General features: G+C 61.4%; 9 protein-coding genes and 1 tRNA gene. 6 read left to right on the plus strand and 4 right to left on the minus strand.

Annotation, left to right across the window (positions count from 1 at the left end):
* The first annotated feature begins 174 nt into the window (after nucleotides 1-174).
* The 5 genes from leuC (at nucleotide 175) to leuB (ending at nucleotide 5602) form a co-directional block, all read left to right on the plus strand.
* Nucleotides 175-1581, plus strand: a complete 1407-nt coding sequence (gene leuC / locus ACLGGT_RS02320; protein WP_081506783.1) for a 3-isopropylmalate dehydratase large subunit — start codon at nucleotides 175-177, stop codon at nucleotides 1579-1581.
* A complete protein-coding gene (gene leuD, locus ACLGGT_RS02325; protein WP_008279022.1) occupies nucleotides 1581-2186 on the plus strand; it encodes a 3-isopropylmalate dehydratase small subunit in 606 nt (201 codons plus the stop codon). Before leuC ends, leuD begins: the two co-directional genes overlap by 1 nt.
* Nucleotides 2187-2567: 381 nt before the next feature.
* Nucleotides 2568-3368 carry a hypothetical protein gene (locus tag ACLGGT_RS02330; protein ID WP_008279023.1) on the plus strand — a complete coding sequence of 267 codons (801 nt, stop codon included), beginning with the start codon at nucleotides 2568-2570 and terminating at the stop codon, nucleotides 3366-3368.
* Between the two features lie 74 nt (nucleotides 3369-3442).
* Nucleotides 3443-4417: an endonuclease/exonuclease/phosphatase family protein gene (locus ACLGGT_RS02335; protein WP_437194954.1), complete on the plus strand. Its 975-nt coding sequence runs from the start codon at nucleotides 3443-3445 to the stop codon at nucleotides 4415-4417.
* Nucleotides 4418-4495: 78 nt separating this feature from the next.
* Nucleotides 4496-5602, plus strand: a complete 1107-nt coding sequence (gene leuB / locus ACLGGT_RS02340; RefSeq protein ID WP_081506785.1) for a 3-isopropylmalate dehydrogenase — start codon at nucleotides 4496-4498, stop codon at nucleotides 5600-5602.
* A gap of 360 nt (nucleotides 5603-5962) precedes the next feature.
* On the opposite strand, the gene exaC is transcribed toward leuB, so the two are convergent.
* Nucleotides 5963-7483 carry an acetaldehyde dehydrogenase ExaC gene (exaC, locus tag ACLGGT_RS02345; protein ID WP_375553046.1) on the minus strand — a complete coding sequence of 507 codons (1521 nt, stop codon included), beginning with the start codon at nucleotides 7481-7483 and terminating at the stop codon, nucleotides 5963-5965.
* Nucleotides 7484-7606: 123 nt separating this feature from the next.
* Complete coding sequence (locus ACLGGT_RS02350; protein ID WP_008279028.1) at nucleotides 7607-8473, minus strand: GAF domain-containing protein; 867 nt, start codon at nucleotides 8471-8473, stop codon at nucleotides 7607-7609.
* 261 nt (nucleotides 8474-8734) lie between these two features.
* Here ACLGGT_RS02350 and ACLGGT_RS02355 point away from each other — a divergent pair.
* Nucleotides 8735-8811 (plus strand) — tRNA-Pro (locus ACLGGT_RS02355).
* Between the two features lie 126 nt (nucleotides 8812-8937).
* Here ACLGGT_RS02355 and ACLGGT_RS02360 read toward each other — a convergent pair.
* The gene (locus tag ACLGGT_RS02360; RefSeq protein WP_437194955.1) at nucleotides 8938-11289 is read right to left on the minus strand and encodes a DUF6851 domain-containing protein; all 2352 of its coding nucleotides are present in this window, start codon (nucleotides 11287-11289) and stop codon (nucleotides 8938-8940) included.
* 254 nt (nucleotides 11290-11543) lie between these two features.
* Entirely contained in the window at nucleotides 11544-14309 is a 2766-nt protein-coding gene (locus ACLGGT_RS02365) for a [protein-PII] uridylyltransferase (protein WP_008279030.1), read from the minus strand.
* Between the last annotated feature and the right edge of the window lie 4 nt (nucleotides 14310-14313).

The raw sequence follows: 14313 nt of genomic DNA on the forward strand, positions 1-14313 counted from the left end.
ATGTGCAGGGTATGCAACGGTTCGTCTTTTTCAACATAACCGACCACGCGCGGCTACCGGCCCGCTTTTTTGGCATGACCTGCACCGTCCTCGCACGTGCATGAGGGCCGGCGCTGACCGCGCATGCCCACTCCCCCCTTTATTGATCGAAACCAAACACGAAAAGAGAGAGCCATGTCTGCTCCGCGTACACTCTATGACAAGATATGGGATGCCCATGTGGCCCATGAGGCCGAAGATGGCACCTGCCTTTTGTACATCGACCGCCACCTCGTGCATGAGGTGACAAGCCCGCAGGCCTTTGAAGGGCTGCGGATGGCGGGCCGCAAGGTGCATGCCCCCGACAAGACCATTGCCGTGCCGGATCACAACGTGCCCACCACGCTGGACCGCGCCAATGCCGCCACCATGACCGAGGACAGCCGTATTCAGGTTGAGGCGCTGGACAAGAACGCGCGCGATTTCGGCATTCATTATTATCCGGTGTCGGATGTGCGCCAAGGGATCGTGCATATCGTGGGGCCGGAACAAGGCTGGACCCTGCCCGGCATGACCGTGGTGTGCGGCGACAGCCACACCGCGACGCATGGGGCCTTTGGCGCGCTGGCGCATGGCATCGGCACCTCTGAGGTCGAGCATGTGTTGGCCACCCAGACGCTGATCCAGCGCAAGGGCAAGAATATGAAGGTCGAGATCACCGGCAAGCTGCGCCCCGGTGTGACCGCCAAGGACATCACCCTGTCGGTGATCGGGGCCACCGGAACCGCAGGCGGCACCGGCTATGTGATCGAATATTGCGGCGAGGCCATTCGCGATCTGAGCATGGAAGGCCGTATGACGGTCTGCAACATGGCGATCGAGGGCGGCGCGCGCGCGGGCCTGATCGCGCCGGATGACAAGACCTATGACTATGTCAAAGGTCGCCCGCATGCCCCCAAGGGCGCGCAGTGGGAGGCCGCGCTTAACTGGTGGAAGACGCTCTATTCCGATGATGACGCGCATTGGGACAAGGTGGTCACGCTGAAGGGTGAGGATATTGCCCCCGTCGTCACATGGGGCACCAGCCCCGAGGACGTGTTGCCGATCACCGCAAGCGTGCCTGCGCCGGAGGATTTCAAGGGCGGCAAGGTTGAAGCCGCGCGCCGGTCGTTGGAGTATATGGGCCTCAAGCCCGGTCAGAAGCTGAGCGATGTCGAGATCGACACCGTCTTTATCGGGTCTTGCACCAATGGCCGGATCGAGGATCTGCGTGCTGCGGCGGCAATCCTGAAGGGCAAGAAAATCGCTGTGAAACGGGCGATGGTTGTGCCCGGTTCTGGCCTTGTGCGCGCACAGGCCGAGGAAGAGGGGCTGGCGGATATCTTCATCGAGGCTGGGTTTGAATGGCGGCTTGCGGGCTGTTCCATGTGTCTGGCGATGAACCCCGATCAGTTGTCACCGGGCGAGCGCTGCGCGGCCACGTCGAACCGCAACTTTGAGGGGCGTCAGGGGCGCGGCGGACGTACGCACCTGATGTCACCGGCCATGGCGGCAGCGGCGGCAGTGACAGGACGGCTTACAGATGTGCGGGAGATGATGTGATGGAAAAATTCGAAAAGCTGAGCGGTATCGCCGCCCCCCTGCCCTTGATCAATATCGACACCGATATGATCATCCCCAAGCAGTTCCTGAAAACGATCAAGCGGTCGGGCTTGGGTGTGAACCTGTTTGACGAGATGCGCTATGATGATGACGGCAAGGAAATCCCCGATTTCGTGCTGAACAAGCCGCAGTATCGCGACGCGCAAATTCTGGTTGCGGGCGATAATTTCGGCTGCGGGTCGAGCCGCGAACATGCGCCTTGGGCGATCAAGGATTTCGGCATCCGCTGCGTCATCGCGCCAAGCTATGCCGATATTTTCTACAACAACTGTTTCAAGAACGGCATCCTGCCGATTGCCCTGCCGCAAGAGCAGGTGGATGTGCTGATGAAAGAGGCCGAAAAGGGCGCCAATGCGCGGATCGAGATTGATCTGGAGGCGCAGACGGTGTCGACATCGGAGGGGGTCGTGTTCTCTTTCGAGGTGGATGCGTTCCAGAAGCATTGCCTGCTGGAAGGGCTGGATGATATCGGCCTGACGCTGGAAAAGGCCGCAGCCATCGAGAGTTTCGAGGCGCAGGCGGCGCAGGCGCGTCCCTGGGTCTGAACCGGATCAAAAACACATAAAAAGACGCCGCAGAGCACTCTGCGGCGTTTTGTTTTGGCTATGCGTCTTGTGCCCCGCACAGCCCATTCCACAAGATGCAGTATTTACAGTCCCTTACGCCACAAAGCTGAACCAAGTTTGATGCAATCCTGCACCACTTACACCCTCAATCGGCCCTAAATCTTTTGTCTGATTAACCAAGGACTTGTGGTGATAAGTGAAAGAAGGCAAAAATTGGGCGAGATTGAGGCAGCCCGCCGTAAAGTGTGGGATCAAGTTGGCACAAGGGCGCGGCACCGCATCGCGACCGACCAAGTTGAAGGGGAAAGGGCAGTGTTTTCACTGGTTCCAGGTGCGCTTGCGCGCGCCATATTGATTGCGATGCTGGTCGCCACGCCCTCGCTGGTCGTGCCGTCCACAGGTGCGGATACCGCACAGATCGTAATCGTCCTCTCGATCCTTGCAGGGTTCATGACATTTATCGAATATTACGGCAAATATCCCAGCATCATCGAGTTCCGTTTTGCCCCGCCCTTCAACCGCGCCAAGTTTTTCGCGCTGACGATCATTCTTGTCTCGCTGGCGATGATCGTGCGGGGCACCACCCACCCGACCGAAGCGACCGAATGGTTGACACACCTGGGCCGGGGTCTGGGTGAGGCGATTGATTTTCCCTATTCGCCCGTGCGTCTGGTGGTTCTGATGATGCCCGCCGATGCCGATGCCGCATTGATTGACATGGTGCGGATCGCCTCGGGGATTTCCTATACCGTGTCGCTGGTGATGATCCTCTATTTCGTGACGCTGGTGCGATTTCTGGGCTGGCCTGCGCGCTCGGGCGCGTTCAATGTCTGGATCAACCTGCCGCTCTTTGATCCCACGGGGGGCGGCGATGTGCTGCACCGTTTGCGCCGGGATGCCGGTCTTAATGTTGTATTAGGATCTTTGCTGCCATTCTTGATTCCAGCAGCGGTGCGCGCGGCCTCGGATTTGATTGATCCGATTTCGATCGCGCAACCGCAAACCTTGATCTGGACGATGGCCGCATGGGCATTTCTTCCTGCCAGTATGTTGATGCGTGGTATCGCGATGGGTCGGATTGCCGACATGATCGAGGACAAGCGCCGCCGCGCCTATGCCGAAGGCGACGCATTGACAGCCAAGGGGCTGCAAGGCGCCTGATCGCGGGGCTTTGCGCGCTTCTTCTTTGTGCTTGGCCCGCATATGCAGACAGGCTGCGTCTGGCGAGTTGGAATGTGGATCTGGAGCGCGCGGGGCCGGGGCTGCTGTTGCGGGATTTGCGGCGGGGCGAGGATGCGCAGATTGCCGCAATCCTGCATGTGCTGGCGCAAACACAGCCTGATATTCTGGTCTTGCAGGGGGTGGATTACGACCTTGACCTGCTTGCGCTGAGCGCGCTGCGTGACCGTATTTCCGAAGGGGGCGGGCCGCGTTACGATCACCTCTTTGCCCGTACCCCCAATGCCGGTCTCGCCACCGGGCTTGACATGGATGGCGACGGGCGGCGCGGCGGGCCGCGCGATGCCCAGGGCTATGGTGATTTCACCGGTCAGGGGGGCATAGCGATTTTGTCGCGCTATCCTGTGGATCAGTCGGGCGCGCAGGATTTCAGTGCAGTCCTCTGGCGCGACCTGCCCGGCGCGCTGTTGCCCCTGCGGGACGGCCAACCCTTCCCGTCAGAGGCGGCGCAGGCCGTGCAGCGCCTCGCGTCGCGCGGGCAGTGGGTGGTGCCGGTGCTGCTGCCCTCTGGGCCGCTTCAGGTGATGACCTTTCACGCCACACCGCCGGTGTTTGACGGGCCAGAGGATCGGAACGGGCGACGCAACCATGATGAACTCCGGTTCTGGCAGCTTTATCTGGATGGGGCGTTCGGGCCGCCGCCGCAGGGGGGCTTCGTGCTCATGGGCCATGCCAATCTTGACCCGGAGGCGGGTGGCGGGCGGCCAGAGGCCCTGCGTGCGCTGCTGGCCGATCCGCGCCTGCAAGACCCCCGCCCACTGCGCCCCGGAGCGGTGGAACCACCGCTTGCGACCGTTCACTGGCCGCCCCCCGGCCCCGGTACGCGGCGGGTGTCCTATATCCTGCCCGCCGCCGATCTGAGCGTCACGGGTGCCGGCGTGCATTGGCCGCCCGAGGGCACGCCAGAGGGGGATTTGGCCGCCACCGCCAGCCGTCATCGGCTGGTCTGGGTCGATCTGAGCCTGCCATGACATCGGGGTTTCTTGACCATTGCGGGGCTTGCGTATAGGCCAACGGGCAACATCAAACGCAAGCCAAGGAAACGCCCCATGAGCAACCCATCGCTTCTTATTCTGCCCGGTGACGGGATCGGCCCCGAGGTCATGGCCGAGGTGGTCAAGATCATCGACTGGTACGGGGCCAAGCGCGGGATGGCGTTTGACGTGTCCGAGGATCTTGTGGGCGGTGCCGCCTATGACAAGCACGGCACGCCGCTGCATGACGACACGATGGCAAAGGCACAAGAGGTCGATGCCGTGCTGTTGGGGGCCGTCGGTGGGCCGAAATACGACAACCTCGATTTCAGCGTCAAGCCTGAGCGCGGCCTGTTGCGCCTGCGCAAGGAAATGGACCTATTTGCCAACCTGCGCCCGGCGCAATGCTTTGACGCGCTGGCGGATTTTTCGAGCCTCAAGCGCGATGTGGTGGCCGGTCTCGACATCATGATCGTGCGGGAATTGACCTCTGGCATCTATTTCGGCGAGCCGCGCGGCATTTTCACCGAAGGCAATGAGCGGGTCGGCATCAACACGCAGCGCTACACCGAGAGCGAGATTGACCGCGTGGCGCGCGCGGCCTTTGAATTGGCGCGCAAGCGGGGCAACCGTGTCTGTTCGATGGAAAAGGCCAATGTGATGGAATCGGGCGTGCTGTGGCGCGAGGTTGTGCAAAAGGTACATGACGCCGATTACCCCGATGTCGAGCTGAGCCACATGTATGCGGACGCAGGCGCCATGCAGCTTTGCCGCTGGCCCAAGCAGTTCGACGTGATCGTGACCGACAACCTCTTTGGGGATCTCTTGTCGGATGCGGCGGCGATGCTGACGGGATCGCTGGGCATGCTGCCGTCGGCTTCGCTTGGCTTGCCGATGGCCAATGGCCGGCCCAAGGCGCTTTATGAGCCGGTGCATGGCTCGGCCCCCGATATTGCCGGTCAGGGCAAGGCCAACCCGATTGCCTGTATCCTCAGCTTTGCCATGGCGCTGCGCTATTCGTTTGACCAAGGGGCCGAGGCGACGCGGCTGGAGAAGGCTGTGGAGCAGGTGCTGGCGGACGGTCTGCGCACCGCTGATCTCTTGGGTGAGGATGGTGTGACGCCGGTGTCGACCACTGAGATGGGCGATGCGATTGTGGCGGCGCTTGACGCGAGCCTCTGAGGCAAACGCAGGTTCAACACAGAAAGGCCCGCCACTTGTGCGGGCCTTTTTTGTTGGGGGTGCACGGCGTAGGTTTGGCTGAGTGCAGGTGGCCATGGCCACAAGGGATGAGCCGCGCAGCGACCGTCCGCCGGGTGGGCGTTGCAACCTTATCGGCTGGCACTTGATGCTTGCCAAACACTTCCGCGGTATCAATCGTGTATGACGTTGCAAAAGCGCCCGCCCGGTGGGGCGGACGGGCGCTGCGCGGCGGCGCGTGCCGCGCCTTGATTCCGCGCATTGACGATTGAGGCCAGCGTCACCCAATACAAAAGCCGCCGGAGAAGACCCCGGCGGCTTGCACTCGTGATCTGCGAACCTTTAGAAAAACCCGAGCTTGTTGGGGTTGTAGCTGACCAGCATGTTCTTGGTCTGCTGGTAATGATCCAGCATCATCTTGTGATTTTCGCGCCCGATTCCCGACTGCTTGTAGCCGCCAAAGGCCGCATGGGCCGGGTAGGCGTGATAGTTGTTGACCCAGACGCGGCCCGCCTCGACAGCGCGGCCAAAGCGATAGGCGCGGGTGCCATCGCGGGTCCAGACACCGGCGCCAAGGCCATACATCGTGTCATTGGCAATGGCGAGCGCCTCGGCCTCGTCCTTGAAGGTGGTCACGGACACGACCGGACCAAAGATTTCCTCTTGGAACACGCGCATCTTGTTGTGCCCCTTGAGGATGGTCGGCTGGATGTAATAGCCGCCCGCAATCTCGCCGTTAAAGCGCGCGGCGTCGCCGCCCACCAGCACCTCGGCCCCCTCTTCCACGCCGATGGTGAAATAGGACATGATCTTGTCAAACTGCTGCTGGCTGGCCTGTGCGCCGACCATGGTCGCCATCTCGCGCGGGTCGCCCTGCTGGATCGCCTTCACGCGGGCGATGCAACGCGCGATGAACTCCTCGTAGATGTCTTCCTGGATCAGTGCGCGGGATGGGCAGGTGCAAACCTCGCCCTGGTTAAAGGCAAAAAGAACAAAGCCTTCGACCGCCTTGTCGAGAAAGGCGTCATCGGCGGCCATCACATCCGAAAAGAAGATATTGGGGGATTTGCCGCCCAGTTCCAGCGTCACGGGAATGAGGTTCTCGGTTGCGGCCTGCATGATCTTGCGGCCCGTCGCGGTCGAGCCGGTAAAGGCGATCTTGGCGATACGGGTGGATTTGGCGAGCGGCGCGCCCACCTCTGCCCCCATGCCGTTGACGATGTTGAGCACACCGGCAGGCAGCAGATCAGCGATGAGTTCGACAAGAACCATGATCGCGGCGGGGGTCTGTTCGGCGGGTTTCAGCACGATGCAATTGCCCGCAGCCAAGGCCGGGGCCAATTTCCATGCCGCCATCAGGATCGAGAAGTTCCACGGGATGATCTGGCCCACGACGCCCAAGGGTTCGTGGAAATGATAGGCGACCGTGTCATGGTCGATCTCGGACATGGTGCCCTCTTGCCCGCGCAAGACGCCTGCGAAATAGCGGAAATGGTCGATGGCGAGCGGGATATCGGCATGGGTCGTCTCGCGGATGGGCTTGCCATTGTCCCAGGTTTCGGCCTGCGCCAGAAGGTCAAGATTGGCCTCGAGCACATCGGCGATTTTGAGCAGGGTGTTGGAACGATCCGCAGCAGAGGTACGGCCCCACGCCTCGCGCGCGGCATGGGCGGCATCAAGTGCGCGTTCCACATCCATCGCGTCAGAGCGCGCAACTTCGCAGATCACTTCGCCGGTGATGGGCGTGATATTGTCGAAATAGCGGCCATTGACGGGGGGCACGAATGTGCCGCCGATGAAATTGTCATAGCGTGTCTTGAAGGGCGAAGCATAGCTGCCCGCGACTTGGGTCATCTCATTCATTGGGGGTCCTCCGGTTACGCCCGGTCCTCCGCCGGGAATGACCAGAGCATGCGCCCTACCCCGGTTTGCGTCACCGGGGGGACGGGGCACCGGGATGCCCATCTGTCTCAGGACTGAGACACCTCAGTGCAGGTTTTCACCGATCCCCAGTCGTTTCATCCGGCGATAGAGCGTGGCGCGCCCGATCCCAAGCGCGCGCGCCGCCTCGGACACATTGCCAGAGGTACGGGCAAGGGCGCGAATCACCGCCGCCCGCTCGGCCCGCTCAAAGCCGCTTGGGCCCTCGTCGCGGCCAAAGATATCAGAGGCGGGGATGGGTCGGATCGGGCCGATGGCCCCCAGATTGAATGCCTTGCGCGCGGCGCGGGTGGCCCCCACGACGATGTCATCGGCATCGACCGCGAGCAGCATCGCGGCCTCGGTCTCGTCATGGTCGGCATAAAGGATGCGGGCGCGCGGATGGGCGGCGCGGAAATTGTCGGCTTCGATCTGGCGAGCGGTTTGGGCCACCATCGCGGCGATGAGGCGGTTAAACGCCTCGGTCTGGTCGGAACGGGCAGAAGAGACATCGAGCGCACCGATGATACGCCCATCCGCGCCATAGATCGGCGCGTCCATACAGCTCATGGCGGTGTTTCGCGCCAGAAAATGCTCATCGCGGTGGATGATGACGCGGCGATCCTCGGCGAGACAGGTGCCGATGCCGTTGGTGCCCTCGGACGCCTCGGACCAGTCAGCCCCCTGCCAGAGGCCCCAATCCTGAAAGATCGCGGCATCCCCTTGCGCACAGCGCTGATCGAGCACGACGCCCTCGGCATCGGTCAAAAGCACAGCGCAGCCCGAATGGCCGACAAGGCCAAAAAGCTGGTCGAGTTTGGGGGCGGCGACCTGCAGGAATTGCGCCTGCGCGCCTTGGCGCGTCGCCAGATCGCTGGCCTCGACACGCCCCGGCGCGCGGCGTTCGGCCGGGTCCAGACCATGCTTGAGCATCGAGCGCCGCCACGACGCCGCGATCCGCGACCGTGCGGGCGCAGAGGCGGAGTGTGAGTCCTCAAGAACCTTGTCGATATGGGTGCGGCGGTGGGTGATCTGGCAGGCTCCGGTGGTATCCGTTGTGGTGGAATAGCCCTTTAGACGCCGCAGCTCCCTGCCCTGTCAATCCGACCTTCGGACCAGTCAGGCAGGGCGGGCGAAAGACCGTGAAACCCCTTGCAATGCCCCGCCACGCGGTATAATCGCCTGTCTCACGGTCGGGCTGTAGCGCAGCCTGGTAGCGCACCTGCTTCGGGAGCAGGGGGTCGGAGGTTCGAATCCTCTCAGCCCGACCAGTGATAGTCCCCAAACGACAGCCGCATGAAAAAGGCCCCTTTCGGGGCCTTTGGTTTGTTTGCTTTGGTCCGCGTTTCGCCGGATCAAAAGGGGGCAGCCTGCGCCGCCCCCCCCCGTGCCCATGATCAGAGGAACGTAAAGCTGTCGAGCGTCAGATCCGCTGCCAGCACGTCCACGAAGAGGACGCCGTTATCATTGACGGTGAACTGCGCACCTTGGTCCGTATCGACAATTCCAAGGGCGTCAAGGTAGCCCTGAAGGCCGTTGCCGCCGTTGTCGAGGCCATCAACGCGGATAAAGACGGTATCTACACCCGCCTCGAAATCGGTGATGTTTTCGAAACTGCCCGCGACAAATTCGTTGAACACGAAAACATCTGCGCCCTCGCCGCCCGACATGATGTCGTTGCCAGCACCGCCATTGATCGTGTCATCCCCTGCGCCGCCGAGGATGAAGTCATTCCGCCCGCCACCAGCGATAAAGTCATTCCCGTCACTGCCGAAGAGATCGTCATCGCCTTCGCCGCCGCCGATCACGTCATCGCCCGCGCCGCCCTCGATCGTATCCCGGCCTGCGCCGCCGCCAATCACGTCATCGCCAGCGCCCGCGTCAATGCTGTCGCTGCCAAAGCTGCCAGAGATCGAGTCATTGTCCGCACCACCGTTGAGCGTGTCATCGCCAGCACCGCCGCTGATCAGGTCATTGCCATCACCGCCTTCGACGATGTCATTGCCCTGGCCCGCGCCGATCACGTCATCGCCAGCACCGCCGTCGATCGTATCATCGCCCAAGCCGCCGCCGATGCGGTCATTGCCAGCCTCACCGAGCACGATATCATTGCCAGCGCTGGCCGCCAGAACGTCATCGCCAGAGCCGCCTTCGATCGTGTCATCCCCGGCCCCGCCGGCGACGCTGTCATTGCCAGCGCCCGCCAGTGCAAGTTCGCCAGCATCGGACAATGTGGTCAGAGACGACCCGCCGTTCGAGAAGAGAGCACTCCAACGCTCTTGGGCGCTGGCCGCAACCTGCTCGCCCACTTGGAGACCGAACAAGTTACCGTCCTGAATGTGGATGCCCCCAAAGATACGCGATTGTCCCGCCTCTTGGGCTGCCTCGCTCAGGGTGTTCCAACGCAGAACAATGGGATCACCACCGTCGGCGCGATCTTCGAAGGTCAGCTCGGAGGTGATGAATTCGCCAATCAGGTCCGCACCTGCGACACCGTCGAGATCATAGTTGCTGACGCTGGTGCCATCGTAATAGACATCGCTGCCCAGATACGCGGCCAAGGTCCGCGCGGCGGCTGTCGAGAAGGTCGAGTGGCCCGAGACGAATTCGGGGAACGGCGGTGTGGGCGCCGTTACGTTCTGATACGGCAGCCATTCCTGACCAAGGATGGTTTGTGTGCCCTGGTTCGGACCACCCCATGCCTGAACTTCCTGATCAAAGAACAGATCCCTGATCGCGGAATAGGGGCGGATATAGGTATAGGTATACTTCGCCTCCCATGTCGCGATCCCGGCATCGAAAATGGCCGTGCTGAGCGCAAAGAACATCTCTGCGTCCTGCGCATTGCCATGGCCATCGCGCAGTGCAAGATCCTGTGCAATCTGGAACCAGTGACCCGGAGGGGTTTCGCCGCGCGGGCCATTCGCCCAGTATTCGGCAATCAGCTTTTGCTCGTCGGTCAGGTTGGCAGAGATTTCAAGCACCTCGGTGACCTGATCGCGATAGGCCTGATCGCCTGTCGTCACATTGCCAAGCCCGTCGACATACTCGGAAAAGTCGCCCAATTGCGGCGGTGCAGGCGGACGGAACTGATCGTTCGAGTCGAGCGCAAAGCTGTCAACGCCGCCCCAATGCGGGGTCAGCGCGCGTTGATCCTTGAACGTGCTGGGATCGTCATTGTCGAAAATCGGAATGCCATTGTCATCGGTCAGCGTGCCATTGGGCTCGCGCAGCGGCTGCCACTGGTTGGGATCGAAATTCTCGCCACCGGGCGCGCGATCCGAGGTCGGATCGGCCTCGTTTACCGGCACGAAACCTGTGGTATCGGCAAATCCGTTCGCCGCGTTCGAGCCGTCATTGGCACGGGCGGCGAACACGTTTTGCGCGGCCAGATTGCCAAGACCGGCCGCGGTGTCCGGATCGGTCGAGACATTGGCGGGATCATAGCCCAATTCGACAAGGAAGGCCTCGAAATCAGCAGCGCGGGCCGGATGAAGCTGGCTCATCACCGTGAAAGCGGCATAGCTGATCGCTTCGGCGAGGTTGGCATCGTTATTCTCAAGCGAGGTTTCGATGTCAGAGTAGTGACCAGAGGCCGACGGTGCCAAGGCAGCGTAGGCGTCATAAATCGCAGCATTTGCAAGGTGCAGTTGGTAGGTGGTCGGTGTCGGGGCTGGTCCCCCTTCGCGGATTACTTGAAGCTGAAGCTCATTCCACTGAGCGACGACAGATTGTTGAATAGGTTCCATGAATTGTTCCTGTTGGTCAAAAGGGAGCCATCACTGTTCACATAAATTGACGGTGGGTAACGTTTGCGTGTAAATCCGATCCAGATCAAGACCTTTGTAATAAGGGTCCTGTAGCGAGGCAGAATGCCCTCGATTTCAGCCGTGACGTTGCACAGACGCTGAGCAGCCACCCCCTATAACGAGCAGTCACCGCGCGACATATGATGTAAAGTTGTGGGGGCACGTATCCCTGCCAGAGAGAGTCGCAATGCCCCTCAGGCTGAGGCGCGCTCGACCCCTTCTTCGATTGCGGCGCGCAGTTTGCGTTCAAGCGCGGCGCGCTTGCTGTCTGAGTGGAATTTCAGCCCGAACATATCCTTGACATAAAACGTATCGACCACCTGTTCGCCAAAGGTCGCGATCACGGCAGAGGCGATATAGACGTTGTTGGCGGCCAAGGTCCGCGTGAGATCGTAGAGCAGGCCGGGGCGGTCGCGGGTATCCACCTCGATGATCGTATAGATTTCAGAGCCATCGTTATCAAAGGTGATATGGGTGGGCACGCGAAAGGCGCGCTCGCGCTTCTTGAGCTTGTCGCGGGATTTGATCGCCTCGCGGGGAACCACTTCGCCTTTCAGCGTCTTTTGGATCATGTTGCGCAGGCGCGGCAGGCGGTCTGCCTCAAAGGGGTGGCCATCGGCGTCCTGTATCCAGAAGACCGCAGTGGCAAAGCCATCCTTGGACGTATAGGTGCGCGCGTCCACCACATTGGCCCCGACCAGCGCCAAGGCCCCCGCCAGACGCGAAAAGATACCCGGATGATCGGCCAGCGCGAAACAGGCGCGGGTGGCATCGCGATCCTCGTCAATCGCCAGATCAATGGCAATCTCATCCTCGGTCAGATTGTGCAGCAGGCGGGCAAAGACCACATGCGCGGTAACATGCAGCCCCTGCCAATAGGGCGGATAATGGCGCGAGGTCTCGTGCTTGAGGTCCTTGGCATCCCAATCCGGCAGCGCCTCGCGCAGGTTGCGCTTGGCATCCGAGCCGCGCTGTTCGCGGTTGAGATCCTCAAGCCCGCCTTCCATGGCGCGGCGGGTCTGGCGGTAAAGGGCGCGCAAGAGCGACGCCTTCCAATTGTTCCAGGTGCCGGGGCCGACGCCACGAATATCGCAGACCGTGAGCAAGAGCAGCAGGTCAAGCCGTTCGCGGGTTTGCACCGCCTTGGCAAAATCGCGCACGGTGCGGGGATCGGCGATATCGCGTTTCTGCGCCATGTCAGACATCAGAAGGTGATAGCGCACCAGCCATTCAACGGTATCCACCTCGCGCGGTTTCAACCCCAGACGCGGCCCGACACGACGGGCGATGCGCGCGCCAAGGATGGCGTGATCCTCTTCGCGCCCCTTGCCGATGTCATGCAAGAGGAGCGCCACATAGAGCACGCGGCGGTTGATCCCCTCTTTGAGAATTGACGAGGACACCGGCAATTCCTCAATCAGCTCGCGCCGCTCGATCTGGGCCAAGTGGCTGATACATTGGATGATATGCTCATCCACCGTGTAATGGTGATACATATTGAACTGCATCATCGCGACGATGGGTTCAAATTCCGGGATAAAGGCCGAGAGCACGCCCAATTCGTTCATACGCCTGAGCGCGCGTTCCGGGTTGCCATGTTTCAGCAGCAGGTCGAGAAAAAGCTTTTGCGCGGCCGGGTCATTGCGCATGCTCTCGTCGATCAGCCGGATATTGGCCGAAACCAGCAGCATCGCATCGGGATGGATCAAGAGGCCGGTGCGCAGCGCCTCTTCGAACAAGCGCAAAAGATTGAGCGGGTCGGTGAGAAAGCTTTTGGGATCGGCGATACCAAGGCGGCCGTGCACCTCGACATAGCCCTCTTTCAGGGTCTTGCGGCGGCGCAGAAGGCGCTGCAAAAGCGGCTCAGACTTGATCTGCGTCGCCTCCAGCTTGGTCAGGAAAATCCGCGTGAGATCGCCGACCGCAGTGGCGTGGCGAAAATAGTCCTGCATGAAGATTTCCACCCCACGCCGGGCGGCGGTATCCTTGTAGCCCATGCGCTGCGCCACCTCGACCTGCATGTCAAAGGTGAGCTGGTCATTGGGCCGCCCGATGATCAGATGCAGATGGCACCGCACCGCCCAAAGAAAATTCTCGGCCTTGGAAAAGGTGGCGAATTCCTCGGGCGTGAACATGCCCAAGGCCACCAGTTCACTTACGTCACGAACACGGTGCAGGTATTTGGCGATCCAGAACAGCGATTGCAGGTCGCGCAATCCGCCCTTGCCCTCTTTGACATTGGGCTCGACCATATAGCGCTCGCCCTGCTTTTCATGGCGCGCGTCGCGTTCCGCGAGCTTTGCCTCGGTAAAGGCGCGCTCAGAGCCTTTGAAGAGGTCATTCCAGAGGCGCTGGTTGAGCTTTTCGGCCAGATCCGCCTCGCCCGCGAGAAAGCGGTTTTCGAGGAGCGCTGTGCGGATCGTGTAATCCTCTCCGCCCAAACGCAAACAATCGCGGATGGTCCGGCTGGAATGCCCCACCTTGAGCCGCAGATCCCAGAGCATGTAGAGCATCGATTCAATCACGCTCTCGGCCCAGGGGGTGATCTTGTAGGGCGTGAGAAACAACAGATCGACATCGGAATGCGGTGCCATCTCGCCGCGACCATAGCCGCCCACGGCAAAGACGGCGATGCGCTCGGCCTCGGTCGGGTTGGGCAGCGGGTGCATGACACGGGTGGCCACATCAAGCGTGGTCAGGATCACACAATCCGTGAGCCAGCAATAGGAGCGGGTGGCGGGACGCGCGGCAAACGGCTGTGCCGCCAGCCCCTCAGCGATCGCATCGCGACCTTGGGTGATCCGTGTGCTGAGGCAGGCCACAACCCCACGCCGAAGCGCGCCCATGTCTGGCCCCGCCTCGGCCACGGCCCGCGCGATCTCTGCCGCAACGGCGGGAATGTCGAAAATCGTTTCGGCAGGACAGATCAGATCATCCCGCGCCGTGATGAGTTGAATCATGTCC

Origin of the sequence: Roseovarius sp. MS2, from assembly GCF_051447875.1 — a bacterium.
GTDB lineage: Bacteria > Pseudomonadota > Alphaproteobacteria > Rhodobacterales > Rhodobacteraceae > Roseovarius > Roseovarius mucosus_A.